Below are 13,803 nucleotides of genomic sequence, written 5' to 3'. Positions count from 1 at the left end.
CGAATGCTGATGGCAGTGCTTTTCGAATAAGTTATAGACAAATTAGACGGTTACGCCGGCAAAGAATTCTTCATAAAGGGCATTGACGGCTTTCTTTTCATCCGTCTCATTAACGCCGAACATCATGCTGACCTCTGAGGAGCCCTGATTGATCATTTCAATATTAACACCGATTTGGGCGAGAGCTTCTGCAGCACGTGCCATTGTTCCAACATTGCAGCGCATACCTTCTCCTACCACCATGATCAGGCTGAGATTATGCTGGATTTTAACTTCGTCAGCTTTAAGTTCCTCTTTAATCCGCTGCAGTATATCTTTTTCAGATCCAAAGCCAAGCTGATTCTGTCTAAGGATGATTGAAATATCATCAATACCGGATGGCAAGTGTTCATAGGACAAGCCAAACTCCTCAAGGATTTGCAGGAGGTGACGCCCGAAGCCTATTTCGCGGTTCATCAAATATTTGCTTACATAAATGCTGCAGAAGCCGCCATCACTTGCGATTCCAATAACTGGTCCATTCTGGTTCTGTCTTTCATTGACGATCCTCGTGCCCGCAGCATCCGGATTGTTGGTATTCTTTACATGGACCGGAATTTCTGCGCGGAATGCAGGCATAAGGGCTTCATCGTGGAAAACCGAGAACCCGGCATAGGAAAGTTCACGCATTTCCCTGTATGTTAGCTCCTTTATTTCCTTTGGATTTTTAACGATATTCGGATTGACTGAGTAAACAGCGTCCACGTCGGTAAAATTCTCATAGACCGACGCTTTCACACCGTTCGCCACAATTGAACCTGTAATATCAGACCCGCTCCGTGAAAATGTAACAATATCCCCACTTCTTGTATATCCGAAGAACCCTGGAAAAATGAGAATGCCCGACTTTTCACGAAGCTTGTACAAGTGGTCATAGGTTTCAGGGAGAACCTGTGCATTTCCTGGTTCGTCGCTCACGATTAACCCTGCATCTTTAGGATTGATGTAATGGGCTTCAACCCCCTTAGACTGAAAGTAAGCGGCAACCAGCTTGGCATTATTATCTTCCCCGCTCGCTTTTACTGCCTCCAGGAAGCGGTCACGCTTAATGGACTGATCCGATAGCAGCTGAAGCAAATCGTCCGTAATCCTTTCAATGATGTCTTGAGACAGGTTCAATTCACTTGCAATGGACGAATAGCGTTGAATGACGTCATCCACATATTCGCCTGCTTCGCCTTTTTCCAAAACCTGTTCAGCACAGGCAATCAGCATGTCCGTTACTTTTATATCCTCAGGGTAGCGTTTCCCTGGTGCGGATACGACAACTATTTTACGCTCTGGGTCCGAAACAACAATATTAAAGACCTTTTCAAGCTGCTCGCCGGAAGCCAAGGAAGAACCTCCGAATTTAACGACTTTCATTCTGCCATCCTCCGTAAAAGTTTTATTTTTTATTATCGCTCTAAAGTTTAAAAGATGCAAGAATTTTCTTCCTTATATGAACAATTGTATTTTTACGAAAGACAGAATCCTCATATGATTTTGAATAGTTTTAAAAAAACCTGGAACGAAAGAATATAAAATCTAAATACAGACTATTTGTTCTTTATTAAATCAATAAAGTGAAGCAAAACTCGAGCGGTTAATCCCCAAATCACTTTTCCATCATAATGATAAAAGTACTCATCCATCTGCCTTGTCTGCCATTTGTAATTTTCTCCGCCAACAATTAAATCGAACGGAAAACCATCTTCCGGTTTCACGTGGTAATGAATTGTATGTATGTCCGGTTTGGTGTTCAGAAAAAAGGACAAAGGTACAGTAAAAATCTCACCTACTTCATCCTCGTTAGGTCTCATGTCTTCTGTATTGGCAATGATCCCCACAAAAGGATAAATAATCGTTCCATATGCTGAAACCATGTAATCAAGAGGGATGACCTTTTGAATATCATTCTCGAAAATTCCCAGTTCCTCGGTAGTCTCTCTTATGGCACAATGCTTTTCGTCAGGATCGCCTTTATCCATTTTCCCACCTGGAAAACAGACTTCACCAGGCTGTCTCCGCAAGTGGCTTGCCCTGACTTCAAAAAGGACATGAATTTCCCCATCCATATCGACTAAAGGCAGCAGTACGGCAAAACGAAGAAATCCATTTTCCCCCAGTATCCCGGGTTTCCGTCCGCTTATCTCATCAAGCAGTTTATCAGCGTTCATTTTCCGATCACCTCGATTCACTTCTTTGCTTATTAATTATACATTATTTGTGAAACTCCGTTTAAAAAGGGTATGATGGTGTAGAAATTAATCAAACTATTCTTAAAAGGAGAAACCATAATGAACCATTTCAAAATGTTATTTCTTGATATCGACGGTACCATTATTACCCCTGACAACACCATTCAGGATTCTACAAAGAAGGCTGTTGCCAAGACGAAAGAAATTGGAATTGAGACTGTTCTTGCGACGGGAAGGCCAATTCATGAAATTGCAGAAATTGGTGAGGCATTGAATGTCCATTCCTATATAGGATATAACGGGGCTCTTGCCATATACAGGGGCGAGACGATATATTCTGAACCTATGGATCCTGGCAGTGTGCAATACATACTGGATACTGCAGCAAAATACGGGCATGAACTTGTTCTCTATACGGACAATAAAAATTATTTTACTGCCATGAGTTCCCCGAAAGTCAACCTATTTATCGAAGTGTTCCACTTAAGGCAGAATGCAGAATATACCTCTGAGGTAATCGGAAACATCCTCGGAATTACCATTATTTCTGCGAGTGATCAGGACGGAAAGTACTATCAATTCGACGATGAAATCCACCTCTCTCAGGTCAACATCCCGGGAATGGGCCATTGCTTTGATGTTATCCGCAAGCAGGTTAACAAAGGCGTTGGAATCAAGTTTTTGCTTGACAGACTGGGAATATCACCGAAGGATGCGATTGCTTTTGGCGATGGAATGAATGATAAAGAAATGCTCTCCTATGTTGGCGAAGGGTTCGCAATGGCCAATGCCCATGAAAATCTTTTTGCCTACGCAAAGCATCGAACGACATCCGTAACAGACTCAGGGATTTACAATGGATTGAAGTCCCTAGGATTATGGGATTAAAAAGCAAAAGGCAGCATGGGTCCTTCCATGCCTGCCTTTTTTTCTCGGAACGAAGCGTCAGTCTTTGTTGAGCAGCTCTTCCCCTGCAATTCCCGGTTTGGTCATCTCAAAGGGATTAAGGATCAGGTCAAGTTCAGCTTCCGTTAATACATCATGGGCCAGGCACAGTTCACGTACAGGCTTTCCTGTCAGAATGGCTTCCCTTGCAATTCTTGAAACTACTTCGTAACCGAGATGAGGATTGACTGCTGTGATAATTCCGACACTGTGATCAACATCATGCTGAAGCTTATCCTTATTTGCTTCAATACCGGAGACGCAATGTTCGGTAAATACGCGAAAGGCATTATTCATAATTGAAATGGATTGGATCAAATTAAAAATAAGTACAGGTTCCATTACATTTAGCTCAAGCTGGCCTGCCTCCGAAGCATGGCAGATAGTATGGTCGTTCCCGATGACCTGGAAGGCAACCTGGTTTATAAGCTCTGGCATCACTGGATTAACCTTCCCTGGCATTATCGAAGAACCCGGCTGGCGCGGCGGCAGGAATATTTCATTAAAACCAACTCGAGGACCTGAGGCCATTAGACGAAGATCATTGGCAATCTTGGACATATTCATCATGCATACTTTTAAAGCTGCAGATACTTCTGTATAGGCATCGGTATTCTGGGTGGCATCTACAAGATGTTCGGCATTTATCACTGGAAAACCGCTGATTTCAGCAAGATGCTTGACCACAGAGACAATATACTTTGGGTTGGCATTTAACCCGGTTCCGACTGCAGTGGCGCCCATATTGACTTCGTGAAGATGGGTTCTAGTATGTTCTATCCGTTTGATATCTCTTGCTATCACCCTGCTATAAGCCTTAAATTCCTGGCCCAAACGAATAGGCACGGCATCCTGAAGGTGAGTGCGTCCCATTTTTATGATTGAATCAAACTCATTCGCTTTTTGCTCAAATTCTTCATACATGCTGTTCATGGTACCCAGCAATTTGTCGAGAAGTGATAAAACCGAAAGATGCATAGCAGTGGGAAATGCATCATTTGTCGATTGGGCCATATTAACATGAGTATTGGGACTTAAAGTAAAGTAGTCGCCTTTTTCTTTACCAAGCAGCTCCAGCCCCCGGTTTGCAATCACTTCATTTGTATTCATATTAATGGAGGTTCCTGCACCTCCCTGGATAGGGTCGACAATAAACTGATCATGCCATTCCCCTCCGATAATTTCATCAGCAGCTTTTACAATTACTTCTCCGAGACCTTTGTATAGCCTTCCGATCTCCATATTGGCAAGTGCTGCTGCTTTTTTTACCATTGCCATTGCTGTAATTAAGTCTCCGTGAATCCTGTAGCCGGTGATAGGAAAATTTTCCACGGCCCTAATAGTCTGGATTCCATAGTAGGCCTCTGCAGGCACTTCCTTTTCTCCTAAAAAGTCTCTTTCTATTCTTACCGAATTCCCTGCCACACCAAGCCCTCCTGGTTTGTGTTTCGTTATTGGCTGATAGCTGTCCAGCCGAAAATGCATTTTATGTCATTTTGCATGATTGCTCCTGCTTTTATTCAACTATCTCGTGGAATGAAGGGTGAGTGAAGTGCTACTTACAGGCAAAAGGCAGTTTAAATGATTATTAAAATGGGAAAAGTGCAATAACACCAAAGACAGGAGCGGATACATATGATCGTAACATTTATGACTGTAGGACTAGCCTTCTTGACAGCGGCGGGATTAAATTATTTTGCCGTAAAAGAAGAAGGTTTCATCGATAGCGAATGATCGAGTGAGGCGCCGCAATGGCGTCTTTTTTTATGTATTTTGTCAAATGAAACAACTGAGTGTTGGTTTATAAGGGGTTCTGGTGAAAACACACTTCTTTTGATAGGTTTTGTCACTAGGCAGGAAAATGGGTGCCATCATGCTGAAATGAATTATAAACCTATGGTTCTATTTTTGGTCATAATTTATCTTAAATGCAGAAAGGGCTGGCGAATATGAAGGAATCTCAATTCGTAAAAGCGTACACGATCAAGGAAGTTTCCAGGAGCATCAATGTTCCATCCGGGACCATACGCCAATGGGAAAAGGATCTGGACGGACTTCTTTCCATCCCGAGAACTAGACAGGGTGCAAGGTTTTACACTGATCAGGAAATTGAAATGCTAAAGAAAATTAAACAAATGCGGGATAAGAACTTAAGCAAAGATATGATTCGGGAGCTCCTTCGCAAGCATATGGACACCTCGGAAGTAAGTTCCGAAGAATCCGGAATCACCCTTCCTGCTGTTCACGAACACCAGCAGCCAGCTCCTCAGCAGCAGCCGGAACTCGATATCCAGGGATTCTTTGATGCACTGGAAGATTATAAGCAAGGACTGCTTAAGGACATGAAAACAGAAATTCAGAATGGGCTGCGAACGGAAATTGTAGAGGAAGTTAAAAAGGATATCGCCTCTGGTTCACTGCAGACGATCAAGGCCATTTCCCTGTCAATCAGCCGTTCTAAAGAGAAAATGAAGGCTGACCTTGATGAGCTTTCCCAGCAGGTTGTGAAAACCTCGGAACAGACCTCTGAATCGCTCGAAACTCTGCATCGGCGAGTGGCAAAATCCAACAAGGGAACAACAGAGAAAATCACAAACCTGTCGGAAAACGTTACGAAACTTTCGAAAGGAACAAATAAAACTTTGTCTTCCCTATCAGAAAATGTTTCGAAACTATCAAAAGGCACTGTAAAAGAGCTTTCCACCTTGTCGAGTTCCTTTGCGAACCTTTCGAAAGGGACTTCCGAAGAAATACATGCTTTGTCCTCAAAGTTAGACGAATCGGCCGAGGAATTTAAAATTTTTACTGACTATATATCCGAAAGCAAGGAAATGACTCATTCTGAACTTCATACGATGAATGAGCAGCTTGCTATGGACAGGGAATATTTTCTTGAATCCATAAAACTGGAACGAGAGCATTTTAGAAGTGAAATCAGGGAGCGGGATGAAATCTTCAAGGATCTGGTCGGGAGCTTCCGTCAGGCGGCAGCTGATAAAGAAGATTCAAAAAAGTGGTGGCAGCTTTGGAAATAAAAATAAAAGCAGTGGTCGGAAATTAGACCACTGCTTCTTCCATTGACGGCTACGTTCATGACTCCTCACTTGTTACACGCGATGTGCCCACCCCTTCTTTGTGTTCCTTAACTTTGTTCCTTCTTAATACCTTAAGTATCTGCTTCTTACCTCATACCTTATTTTTGCGCTGCGCGGCAGTTATAAATGCTTCCGGCTGATGAAAGGGAATTAAACAACTGTCTTGATTGTTATTAATACAAATACCAGGGGCGTAGATATTCTCGTTCCAGGTTGCTTACTGTTTCCTGGAAGAAGGACGATGATCAAGGAAATTTTGACAGGCAAATCCTCTGACCTCTTCTGCAGAAAAATGCTTAAGAAGTTCATTAATCAGGTTCTGGTACCTCCCTGCATGCTCCAGCCCCTCAACATGTGTGGCAATCCCGTCAAAATCAGACCCAAGCCCGATATTTTTCACACCACCAAGTGTACAGAAATAATCAATATGCCTTACTACATCGGAAATATTGGCACTTCCATCCTCTTTTACGAATGGCGGGCAAAAAACAATATGGATCATTCCATCCTTTTGAAAAAGTGCCCTAGCTTGATTACCGGTCAAATTGCGTGGATGATTGCATAAATGTCTTGAATTGGAGTGACTTGCAATAGGGTACCTCGCAATCTCCATCACATCCCAGAAGGCGTTCTCGGATAAATGAGAAACATCAGTGAGAATTTGATAGTCATTATTAAATTTTACGATATCTTTCCCAAAGAGGGTTAGGCCTGCCCCTCTTGGTTCACCAGCTCCGTCCGCAGCCAGATTTGCATGATTCCAGGTAAGACCAACGGAACGGACACCAAGCTGATACAGGATTCCAAGTTTCCCAATGTCGTTCCCAATAGCATCGACTCCTTCAAGAGTGAGCATCGCGCCAATTTCACCTTCTTGAAGGCGATCAAAGTCCTCCCACTCCTTAATTTGTTTGATGTCAGGATGCTTACCTAACACTTCCGTGTAAAAAAGGTCTATCTGTCCGAGTGCAGCATCGAACTTTTGATCCTGCTTAATATCAGGATCAATAAAAACCGCAAAACATTGGGCGCTGACTCCCCCTTTTTTCAGCCTGAGTTTATTAGAATCCAATTCAGGCGCATCCATAAACCTTAATATTCCTTTTGATTCCTGCAGCTTTAACAAAACATCACAGTGCAGATCAATTATTTTCATTTGGTAATTTCCTCTCATAACAGTTTTCTCCTAAATTTACCGTGGTCATTTTTTTAGGTACCGGCCCTCTAACAAAACACTTAAGTTGTTTCGTTTGCTTTAATAATTATGCAAAAGACCTACTTTTTTATGGCTATAGGGGTTGAAAGCTCCAATGCCTTATACGCGGAAAACTTCGACAACGTATTACACTTACGCGGCAAAGTATCATCAGTTATTCTTTGGTTCTAAAAAAACCTGCGGCCTTACATTAATTATCTATAGAAACAGACCAGGTTTTAAGACCGGTCGAAAAATTGTATTGCTTGTTCTTTATGTTTTTCTGGACTTTTGCCCATTTATAAGCATGTATCCTTTTTAGGGTGGCAATTGTAGCGAACGAAAAAGAAGCCTTTACCCTTTCCGATAAAAACCCCCTTTCGTCACCCTATTGCTCGTTTTTAGAGTACTGTTCATATTCCTTTCTCAAGTCGGTAACAGATAGTTCAAATAACTGGCTGTTCCCGCTTTTAAAAATACCCATTGAAATTAATTGCTCAATTAATATGTCTTTCTCAAGTTGTTCTAAATTATTATGTGCTGCCTTCTTTTGTTCGGCCAATTTTTCCACCTCCGTAAACATAAAAACCTCTTCTTATCATGTGCTTCATACAATAAGAAGAGGCCTGGTGTGGTTATATGCCCTTCTTATCTTTCAAGCCACTAGTGCTTGCTGGAATTGGCACAGTTCCCATATGCTGAGTCTGCTGCCGAGGCTTCAAAGGGCCAAGTCCCTCCACCTCTCTTGATAAGAAGAATTATGTAATTGTTATTTTATAGTATTGAACTTTAGCTAAAGTGTCAAATATATTTGACGATTATTTATGAATAAGAGACTGGCTGTCAATTCTGCTTTTCACTGCAGAATTTTTAAAAAGCAACGTCAATATTGCAAAGCCAATCATTGCACCCGTAATGGAGCTTAAGAAAAAGGCAGGTACAAACCCAAATAGAGCTGCTTCCTTTCCCATGAAAAGAGTTGCTATGGGATAAGTCGCAAGAGCACCGAGCAAGCCCGTACCGATTACCTCCCCGCTAAAAGCAGCCCAAAGCCGGCGTGTTTTTTTATATAGAAAGGCCGCTAATAAAGCACCAAAAACGCTTCCTGGAAAGGCAAAAATGGAGCCAGTCCCCATGAAATTTCGCAACAGAGAAACAGAAAATGCCTGTATCACCGCATAATAGGGTCCTAGTAGAACAGCTGAAAAAACGTTAATCAGGTGCTGGGTCGGAAATACCTTTGCCATACCGATTGGAATGTAGAATAAATGACTTGTCAGGGTTCCAATTGCCACAAGCATGGCTGTTAATGTTAAGCTCTTTGTTGAATTCAAAAAAGTCTCCTCCTAAGTGAACATGCACTGAGGAGAGAAGTGACTCATACTATAGATTCAGCAACTCACGCATAAGGTTTATGGGTTCCCATAAAACACAGCAAAAATACTTCCCTACGCTGGCATTAACCAGATCAGGTAAAAAGGGTCGAAGACAGGTTGGGTCTTCCTCTCAGCCGGCCATTTCCCGGCACCCCCAGTGCACATATTTTTAATTTCAATATAACATAAGCTGTCTTTTTGAAAAAGAAAAAACAGGTTTGAATTTCTCCTAGTGTCTATCAAATAATTAGTAAATGATTCCGGAATTTATAAAAAGTTATTTTCATATATTTTTATTACAATTTTAAATAAAGATTTTTTTTATTCCTCGCAACACACTGTGATCACGTATTTTCTTAATTTAACAACGCTTCTTCTTAGACACGCATTAATTATCGGAAAATTAAAGAATTTTAGCATGAATTATATAAATATATTGAAGTGCTCGAGGTAATACAGTATAATAAAGGAAATTTATGGTTACACCCTTTTTGTAAGCGTTTTACGTAGTTGGCTTTCATCTGTTTTAGTGATATTAGCTTTGCAGCTTACTTGCACAGCAATCAAATTTAGGGGTGGATGAGAATGTTAGTAATGAAATCTTATTTCTTAAGTGAAAAAGACCGTCTTAAAATGGAAGCAACCGTATTTGATACAATAGAAGGCCTGTCGCATGACGATATCCTGTCCTTGGACGATCGAGAGTTAATGGAGCTGCTGAACACCGCTCGCGGAAAGCTTATCGTTTGATAGGCTTTTTTTTGGGTATTTCGTAAATCGTACTATTTTCCCAGGCCTCTTCTCCTGTTGAGCTAAATAGGTAGCAGTTTAAGCCAAAAAATATGTAAAAAGGCCTCCGGTAAATTTAGAATAATCAGTCTTTTTATCTATATACTGAAATTCTCTAAACAGCTATGATTTTAGTAGGAATCTTTATTTATTTCCTGCAACCTATCAGACTATGGAGGGATTCTATGAAAAAGAAAGTATTGGCATTATCTTTAACTGGGCTGATGTCCCTGGGAGCTGTTACCTCTGTTTCATTGCCAGCTTATGCAGTCGGGGAAGGCCCGAACTATGGAGGAAACGAATCCATCCAGACTTCAATATTACATACATATGAGGAAATGGTTGACTATCTCAAAACCCAGGAAGCCAAACAATCTGCCATGGAGCTTGAAGTGATTGGCAAGACGGTCAAAGGCCGTGATATCCATCTAGTAAAATATATTTCAAACCCTTCTAATCCGACAATTCTCTTCTTGACGCAGCAGCATGGAAATGAACAGCTCACGACAGAAGGTGCCTTGGAGTTTATTAAGCACCTTGGAACGAATAAGACAAAAGGAGTTCTTGAAAACGTAAACATTCTTATTCTTCCGATGCTGAATGCTGATGGTGCGATGGGAGATGTGAACTTTTCACTGGAAGACTATGTAGCGGATGGGGGACGTCATCTTACCCGCTATAATGCAGTTGAGGTAGATTTAAACCGTGACCATGTTGAAAAAGCTCAGCCTGAAACTCAGGCACTTCATGAAAATGTCTTCAAAAAGTATAAGATTGATTACATGATCGATCTCCATCATCAAGGTACTCAAAGCGAACGCGATGGAAAACTGGTTTCGGGTTCCATTCTCTATCCAACAAATCCAAATGTCGCTCCTGAAGTGTTGGAGAATTCAAAGAAGCTCGGTGCGGTAGTATTTAATGCTGTGGATTCAACTGGCTGGGGCCATCTGGGCAAATATGTCGGGGGAACAGGTGAAAATATCGGCCGCAATGGCGCCGCTGTTCAATATGGCATCTCTACCCTCCTATTTGAAATGCGAGGGATGTCTGACCACTACTATGAGTCATATGCCCTTGGACAAAAAAGCAATGGTTATTTGATTAAGCAAACCATCACCACACTCGATGCAGCTGTTCGTGCCATTGCCGACGGATCCATCGAAAATCAGGACATCTCATTCTGGGATAGCCTGGCAGAGCAAACAACCCGCCCATCGTCCGAAGAAGAATCTGAATAAGGAATAAGGGGTCAGGCATCGTTCACTCTGCTAAAGCATTGAACGGTGCCTGACCCCCTTTATTGGTTTAAAACAGCAAGCGGTGCCTGACCCACTTTATCTCGTTGATGCGCGAAAGCCGGCTGCTTTTGCCTCTTCTTCTGTGCAGAACCAGATGATATTGTTTGCGTGTACGGTATCATAATAGTCTCCGTCAGGCAGATGATAGATATAAGAGTTTTCATTGCCTTTAATTTTCCCTTTGCATGCAGCTTCTTCTGCTGACTCACTGTCCTTTCGGTCCGATGGTACAGTTGTATTATAGCCGTCCTCCTGGGCATAATTTTCAAGGCTCCATATTCCTATTTCTGCGGCTTGTGCTTTTTTCTGAATGCTTCGGAAGCGGTCCACGTATTTTATGTTCGGCGGGTATTCCGCCACCCTGGCCAGCCCTCTTTCAATCAGGATTTCATTAAATAACTGGTCTCCTGTCCATACATAAGCAAGGATTCGCCCGTATCGGTCCCTTTCCTGTACATCCATTTCAAGGAGGATATTTTTCCCGTTTAACTGAGCTGTGGTAAATTTGGAGGCTTCCTTTCCAAATGGCTGAACTCCCACCTTCGGATGTTTCGTCTCAGGTGTATCAATAAGGGTCAGCCGGACTCTTTCCTCTCTCCCGTTTTCTAGCCTTACTTTTAAGGTATCCCCATCTATTACAGACAGTACTTCTGCCTTAAGCCCTTTAAGATCTTGATTGTATGGTGATTTCTCGTCCCCGGTCCAGGCTTGTTCCTGTTGAGTTTCCTCCACTCCCGTATTTTCAACATCCTGGCTATTGCCGGACTGCTCCTCTGCCGGCGCACAACCGGCAAAAACAACGGAAATCAACAGGGCAATCATAGCCAAACAGGCTTTCATATAAGCACCCCTATTTGATGTAATTCAGTATTTTACCCGTTGGCTATTGTACCATACAAACCTCTTCACAGAACAAAAAAAACTTCACCCACTAAAGGGGGTCAGCACGCTTTAGTTATTTAGCGCACTAGTAAGCCACTATGGTGTTTCCCAAAAGAAAGCGACTTAGTCGACCAGGCTGTTTCGAACGGCAAATAATGCTGCCTGGGTCCGATCGGCTAGCTCTAATTTCGCCAGCAGATTGGACACATGGGTTTTGACTGTTTTTTCGGTGATGAACAAATCTCCAGCGATTTCTTTATTGCTTTTCCCTTTGGCAATTTCTCTTAGAACCTCTAATTCTCTTTTTGTAAGACTGTCAAGCGGATTTGGTCCCTGGCGGCTTTTGTTTGACAAACTAGCAAGCAAATGGGAGGTTGCCTTAGGATGCAGCTGATTTTCTCCCTTTATAATATTTTTAATGCATTGGACAAGGTCATCTGGCTGGATATCTTTAAGCTGGTATCCTGATGCACCTGCTTCCAGTGCCGGAATTACATGGTCCTGATCCGAAAAACTGGTCAGCATCAAGATTTTGATCTCTGGCAGTTCTTGCTTGATAAGCTTTGTTGCCTCAATTCCGTCCATTACAGGCATTACCAGGTCCATTAAAATGATGTCCGGCTTGAGGGACTTTGCCAGCTCAACCGCTTCCTTCCCGTTTGCCGCTTCTCCAATGACCTTAATATCTTTTTGCGTATGAAGGAAAAAGACCAACCCCCTTCTGACAACATGATGGTCATCTGCTATGACTATGGAAATCTCCAATGTCCTCTCCCCCTAGACTGGTATGTAAACTTTAATCTCTGTTCCGGTGCCCGGGGCACTGGTTAATTGGAACTTTCCATCAAGAGCCTCAGTACGTGCCTTCATATTTTTTAAACCATAGGAAGGAATATCGTTGCATTGGCTATAATGGAACCCGCAGCCATGGTCTTTGATGACCATCGTTACGGATTTGGAGTTTCTGTCCAAACTTAGGTAAACATGTGAGGATTGGGAATGTTTTTTACAATTAGCAAGAGCTTCCTGCCCAATCCGCCATAAGGTTTCTTCCACTTTGCCCGGAAAGCTAGCAACTCCAGCAACTTTTATCTCAATTAAAAGGCCAAGCATTTCAGCATAGCCCTTTAAAGCACATAGAATCCCATTCTCCAGTCCCTGAGGTTTTAACTGCCAAATCAAGGCCCGCATCTCGCCAAGTGCCTCCTGGGCAAGGTCTTGAATATAATGAAAAGTTTGCCCGATTTCAGCACCTTCTGCCATCTCAGTCCCTGCTCTTGCCGTCAGGCTAAGGGAAAATAGCAGCTGATTGACAGAATCATGAAGATCTCTTGCAAGCCGATTTCGCTCAGCAACGAGGGCGGTTTCCTGCTCTCTCTTGTTCAGCATGATTCTTTTAACTGCTGTACCGATTTGGAATGCTACTGATTCCAGCAGGGCTAGCTCCTCCTGTTGAAAATAGGTTTTGTTTGGCGATCCTACATTTAAAAGACCAAACCGCTCATTTCCTGCACGCAATGGCACCGTTGCGTGGTGAGTCAGCCCTAACGTGTCGCCCGCTTTAGCTGCGATTGCCTCTTCAATCCGCTTGCACTCAATGATATTAGTAGCATTTGTCAGCTTCTTATTACGATACCGATTTACACACCAGCATTCTCCCTTGCACATTCTATGATTGCTGTCATAAGTTAAAGCTGGCGGCAGTGCTTCGAAAGCCGCCAGCTGATGAACTCCTTCTTCATCAATCAAAAAGATCCAGCCAGTTTTAAGGCCGGTAAGTTGAAGCAGTTTTTTTAAAACCTCGGCCAATACAGCATTCATCTCGGTCCCTTCGTTTAGAAGCTCCGCTATTTCCTTCAAAATGCTGATTTCTTCCAATCGTACTTTCCTAGGCATGCCTTCTCCCCCGTTTTTATTTCATCCCTTCATTATAGCTTCTAAAAGTCAAATGGGTCTCGAAAAAAATGCTGATTTTGACTAAGACTTTAGGTGTAATTTTTT

The 13,803-nt window shown here is 42.4% G+C and carries 13 protein-coding genes and 2 riboswitches; of the genes, 4 read left to right on the top strand and 9 right to left on the bottom strand.

Annotation, left to right across the window (positions count from 1 at the left end):
* Positions 1 to 42: 42 nt before the first annotated feature.
* The gene (locus EV146_RS07010; RefSeq protein ID WP_132003880.1) at positions 43 to 1,404 is read right to left on the bottom strand and encodes an aspartate kinase; all 1,362 of its coding nucleotides are present in this window, start codon (positions 1,402 to 1,404) and stop codon (positions 43 to 45) included.
* A gap of 173 nt (positions 1,405 to 1,577) precedes the next feature.
* A complete protein-coding gene (locus EV146_RS07005; RefSeq protein ID WP_121613001.1) occupies positions 1,578 to 2,198 on the bottom strand; it encodes an NUDIX hydrolase in 621 nt (206 codons plus the stop codon).
* Between the two features lie 120 nt (positions 2,199 to 2,318).
* On the opposite strand from EV146_RS07005, the gene EV146_RS07000 reads away from it, so the two are divergent.
* Positions 2,319 to 3,107 carry an HAD family hydrolase gene (locus EV146_RS07000; protein ID WP_132003877.1) on the top strand — a complete coding sequence of 263 codons (789 nt, stop codon included), beginning with the start codon at positions 2,319 to 2,321 and terminating at the stop codon, positions 3,105 to 3,107.
* A gap of 57 nt (positions 3,108 to 3,164) precedes the next feature.
* Here EV146_RS07000 and aspA read toward each other — a convergent pair whose 3' ends face one another.
* A complete protein-coding gene (gene aspA / locus EV146_RS06995; protein ID WP_132003874.1) occupies positions 3,165 to 4,649 on the bottom strand; it encodes an aspartate ammonia-lyase in 1,485 nt (494 codons plus the stop codon).
* A gap of 464 nt (positions 4,650 to 5,113) precedes the next feature.
* Between aspA and EV146_RS06990 the strand changes: the two genes are divergently transcribed.
* Positions 5,114 to 6,199, top strand: a complete 1,086-nt coding sequence (locus EV146_RS06990; protein WP_158287031.1) for a MerR family transcriptional regulator — start codon at positions 5,114 to 5,116, stop codon at positions 6,197 to 6,199.
* A gap of 277 nt (positions 6,200 to 6,476) precedes the next feature.
* Here EV146_RS06990 and EV146_RS06985 read toward each other — a convergent pair whose 3' ends face one another.
* From EV146_RS06985 to thiW, 3 genes are all read right to left on the bottom strand, one after another.
* A complete protein-coding gene (locus EV146_RS06985; protein ID WP_132004844.1) occupies positions 6,477 to 7,415 on the bottom strand; it encodes a dipeptidase in 939 nt (312 codons plus the stop codon).
* Between the two features lie 427 nt (positions 7,416 to 7,842).
* On the bottom strand, positions 7,843 to 8,037 hold the full coding sequence (locus EV146_RS06980) for a Fur-regulated basic protein FbpA (RefSeq protein WP_132003868.1): 195 nt from the start codon (positions 8,035 to 8,037) through the stop codon (positions 7,843 to 7,845).
* A gap of 62 nt (positions 8,038 to 8,099) precedes the next feature.
* Positions 8,100 to 8,209, bottom strand: a riboswitch (SAM riboswitch).
* Between the two features lie 63 nt (positions 8,210 to 8,272).
* Positions 8,273 to 8,788 carry an energy coupling factor transporter S component ThiW gene (gene thiW, locus EV146_RS06975; protein ID WP_132003865.1) on the bottom strand — a complete coding sequence of 172 codons (516 nt, stop codon included), beginning with the start codon at positions 8,786 to 8,788 and terminating at the stop codon, positions 8,273 to 8,275.
* Between the two features lie 94 nt (positions 8,789 to 8,882).
* Positions 8,883 to 8,996, bottom strand: a riboswitch (TPP riboswitch).
* A 419-nt stretch (positions 8,997 to 9,415) separates the two neighbouring features.
* Between thiW and EV146_RS26850 the strand changes: the two genes are divergently transcribed.
* Positions 9,416 to 9,580 (top strand): hypothetical protein, encoded by a 165-nt coding sequence (locus EV146_RS26850; RefSeq protein ID WP_158287030.1) that lies wholly within the window; start codon positions 9,416 to 9,418, stop codon positions 9,578 to 9,580.
* A gap of 224 nt (positions 9,581 to 9,804) precedes the next feature.
* Entirely contained in the window at positions 9,805 to 10,860 is a 1,056-nt protein-coding gene (locus EV146_RS06970) for a M14 family zinc carboxypeptidase (RefSeq protein ID WP_121613007.1), read from the top strand.
* Positions 10,861 to 10,956: 96 nt separating this feature from the next.
* On the opposite strand, the gene EV146_RS06965 is transcribed toward EV146_RS06970, so the two are convergent.
* The 3 genes from EV146_RS06965 to EV146_RS06955 form a co-directional block, all read right to left on the bottom strand.
* A complete protein-coding gene (locus tag EV146_RS06965) occupies positions 10,957 to 11,760 on the bottom strand; it encodes a thermonuclease family protein (protein ID WP_132003862.1) in 804 nt (267 codons plus the stop codon).
* A 165-nt stretch (positions 11,761 to 11,925) separates the two neighbouring features.
* A complete protein-coding gene (locus EV146_RS06960) occupies positions 11,926 to 12,567 on the bottom strand; it encodes a response regulator (RefSeq protein WP_132003859.1) in 642 nt (213 codons plus the stop codon).
* Between the two features lie 12 nt (positions 12,568 to 12,579).
* Positions 12,580 to 13,698 carry a GAF domain-containing sensor histidine kinase gene (locus EV146_RS06955; RefSeq protein ID WP_132003856.1) on the bottom strand — a complete coding sequence of 373 codons (1,119 nt, stop codon included), beginning with the start codon at positions 13,696 to 13,698 and terminating at the stop codon, positions 12,580 to 12,582.
* Between the last annotated feature and the right edge of the window lie 105 nt (positions 13,699 to 13,803).

It is taken from the genome of Mesobacillus foraminis (genome assembly GCF_004340465.1).
Lineage (GTDB): Bacteria > Bacillota > Bacilli > Bacillales > Cytobacillaceae > Mesobacillus_B > Mesobacillus_B foraminis.
Note: the sequence above shows the minus strand (reverse complement) of the source record. Positions and strands in the feature narration are given on the sequence as shown.

What these genes read in the sequence shown, in the direction of transcription:
- EV146_RS07010 (WP_132003880.1), bottom strand. Translation starts at nt 1,404, where the DNA reads ATGAAAGTCGTTAAATTCGGAGGTTCTTCCTTGGCTTCCGGCGAGCAG.
- EV146_RS07005 (WP_121613001.1), bottom strand. Translation starts at nt 2,198, where the DNA reads ATGAACGCTGATAAACTGCTTGATGAGATAAGCGGACGGAAACCCGGG.
- EV146_RS07000 (WP_132003877.1), top strand. Translation starts at nt 2,319, where the DNA reads ATGAACCATTTCAAAATGTTATTTCTTGATATCGACGGTACCATTATT.
- aspA (WP_132003874.1), bottom strand. Translation starts at nt 4,649, where the DNA reads ATGCATTTTCGGCTGGACAGCTATCAGCCAATAACGAAACACAAACCA.
- EV146_RS06990 (WP_158287031.1), top strand. Translation starts at nt 5,114, where the DNA reads ATGAAGGAATCTCAATTCGTAAAAGCGTACACGATCAAGGAAGTTTCC.
- EV146_RS06985 (WP_132004844.1), bottom strand. Translation starts at nt 7,415, where the DNA reads ATGAAAATAATTGATCTGCACTGTGATGTTTTGTTAAAGCTGCAGGAA.
- EV146_RS06980 (WP_132003868.1), bottom strand. Translation starts at nt 8,037, where the DNA reads ATGTTTACGGAGGTGGAAAAATTGGCCGAACAAAAGAAGGCAGCACAT.
- EV146_RS26850 (WP_158287030.1), top strand. Translation starts at nt 9,416, where the DNA reads ATGTTAGTAATGAAATCTTATTTCTTAAGTGAAAAAGACCGTCTTAAA.
- EV146_RS06970 (WP_121613007.1), top strand. Translation starts at nt 9,805, where the DNA reads ATGAAAAAGAAAGTATTGGCATTATCTTTAACTGGGCTGATGTCCCTG.
- EV146_RS06965 (WP_132003862.1), bottom strand. Translation starts at nt 11,760, where the DNA reads ATGAAAGCCTGTTTGGCTATGATTGCCCTGTTGATTTCCGTTGTTTTT.
- EV146_RS06955 (WP_132003856.1), bottom strand. Translation starts at nt 13,698, where the DNA reads ATGCCTAGGAAAGTACGATTGGAAGAAATCAGCATTTTGAAGGAAATA.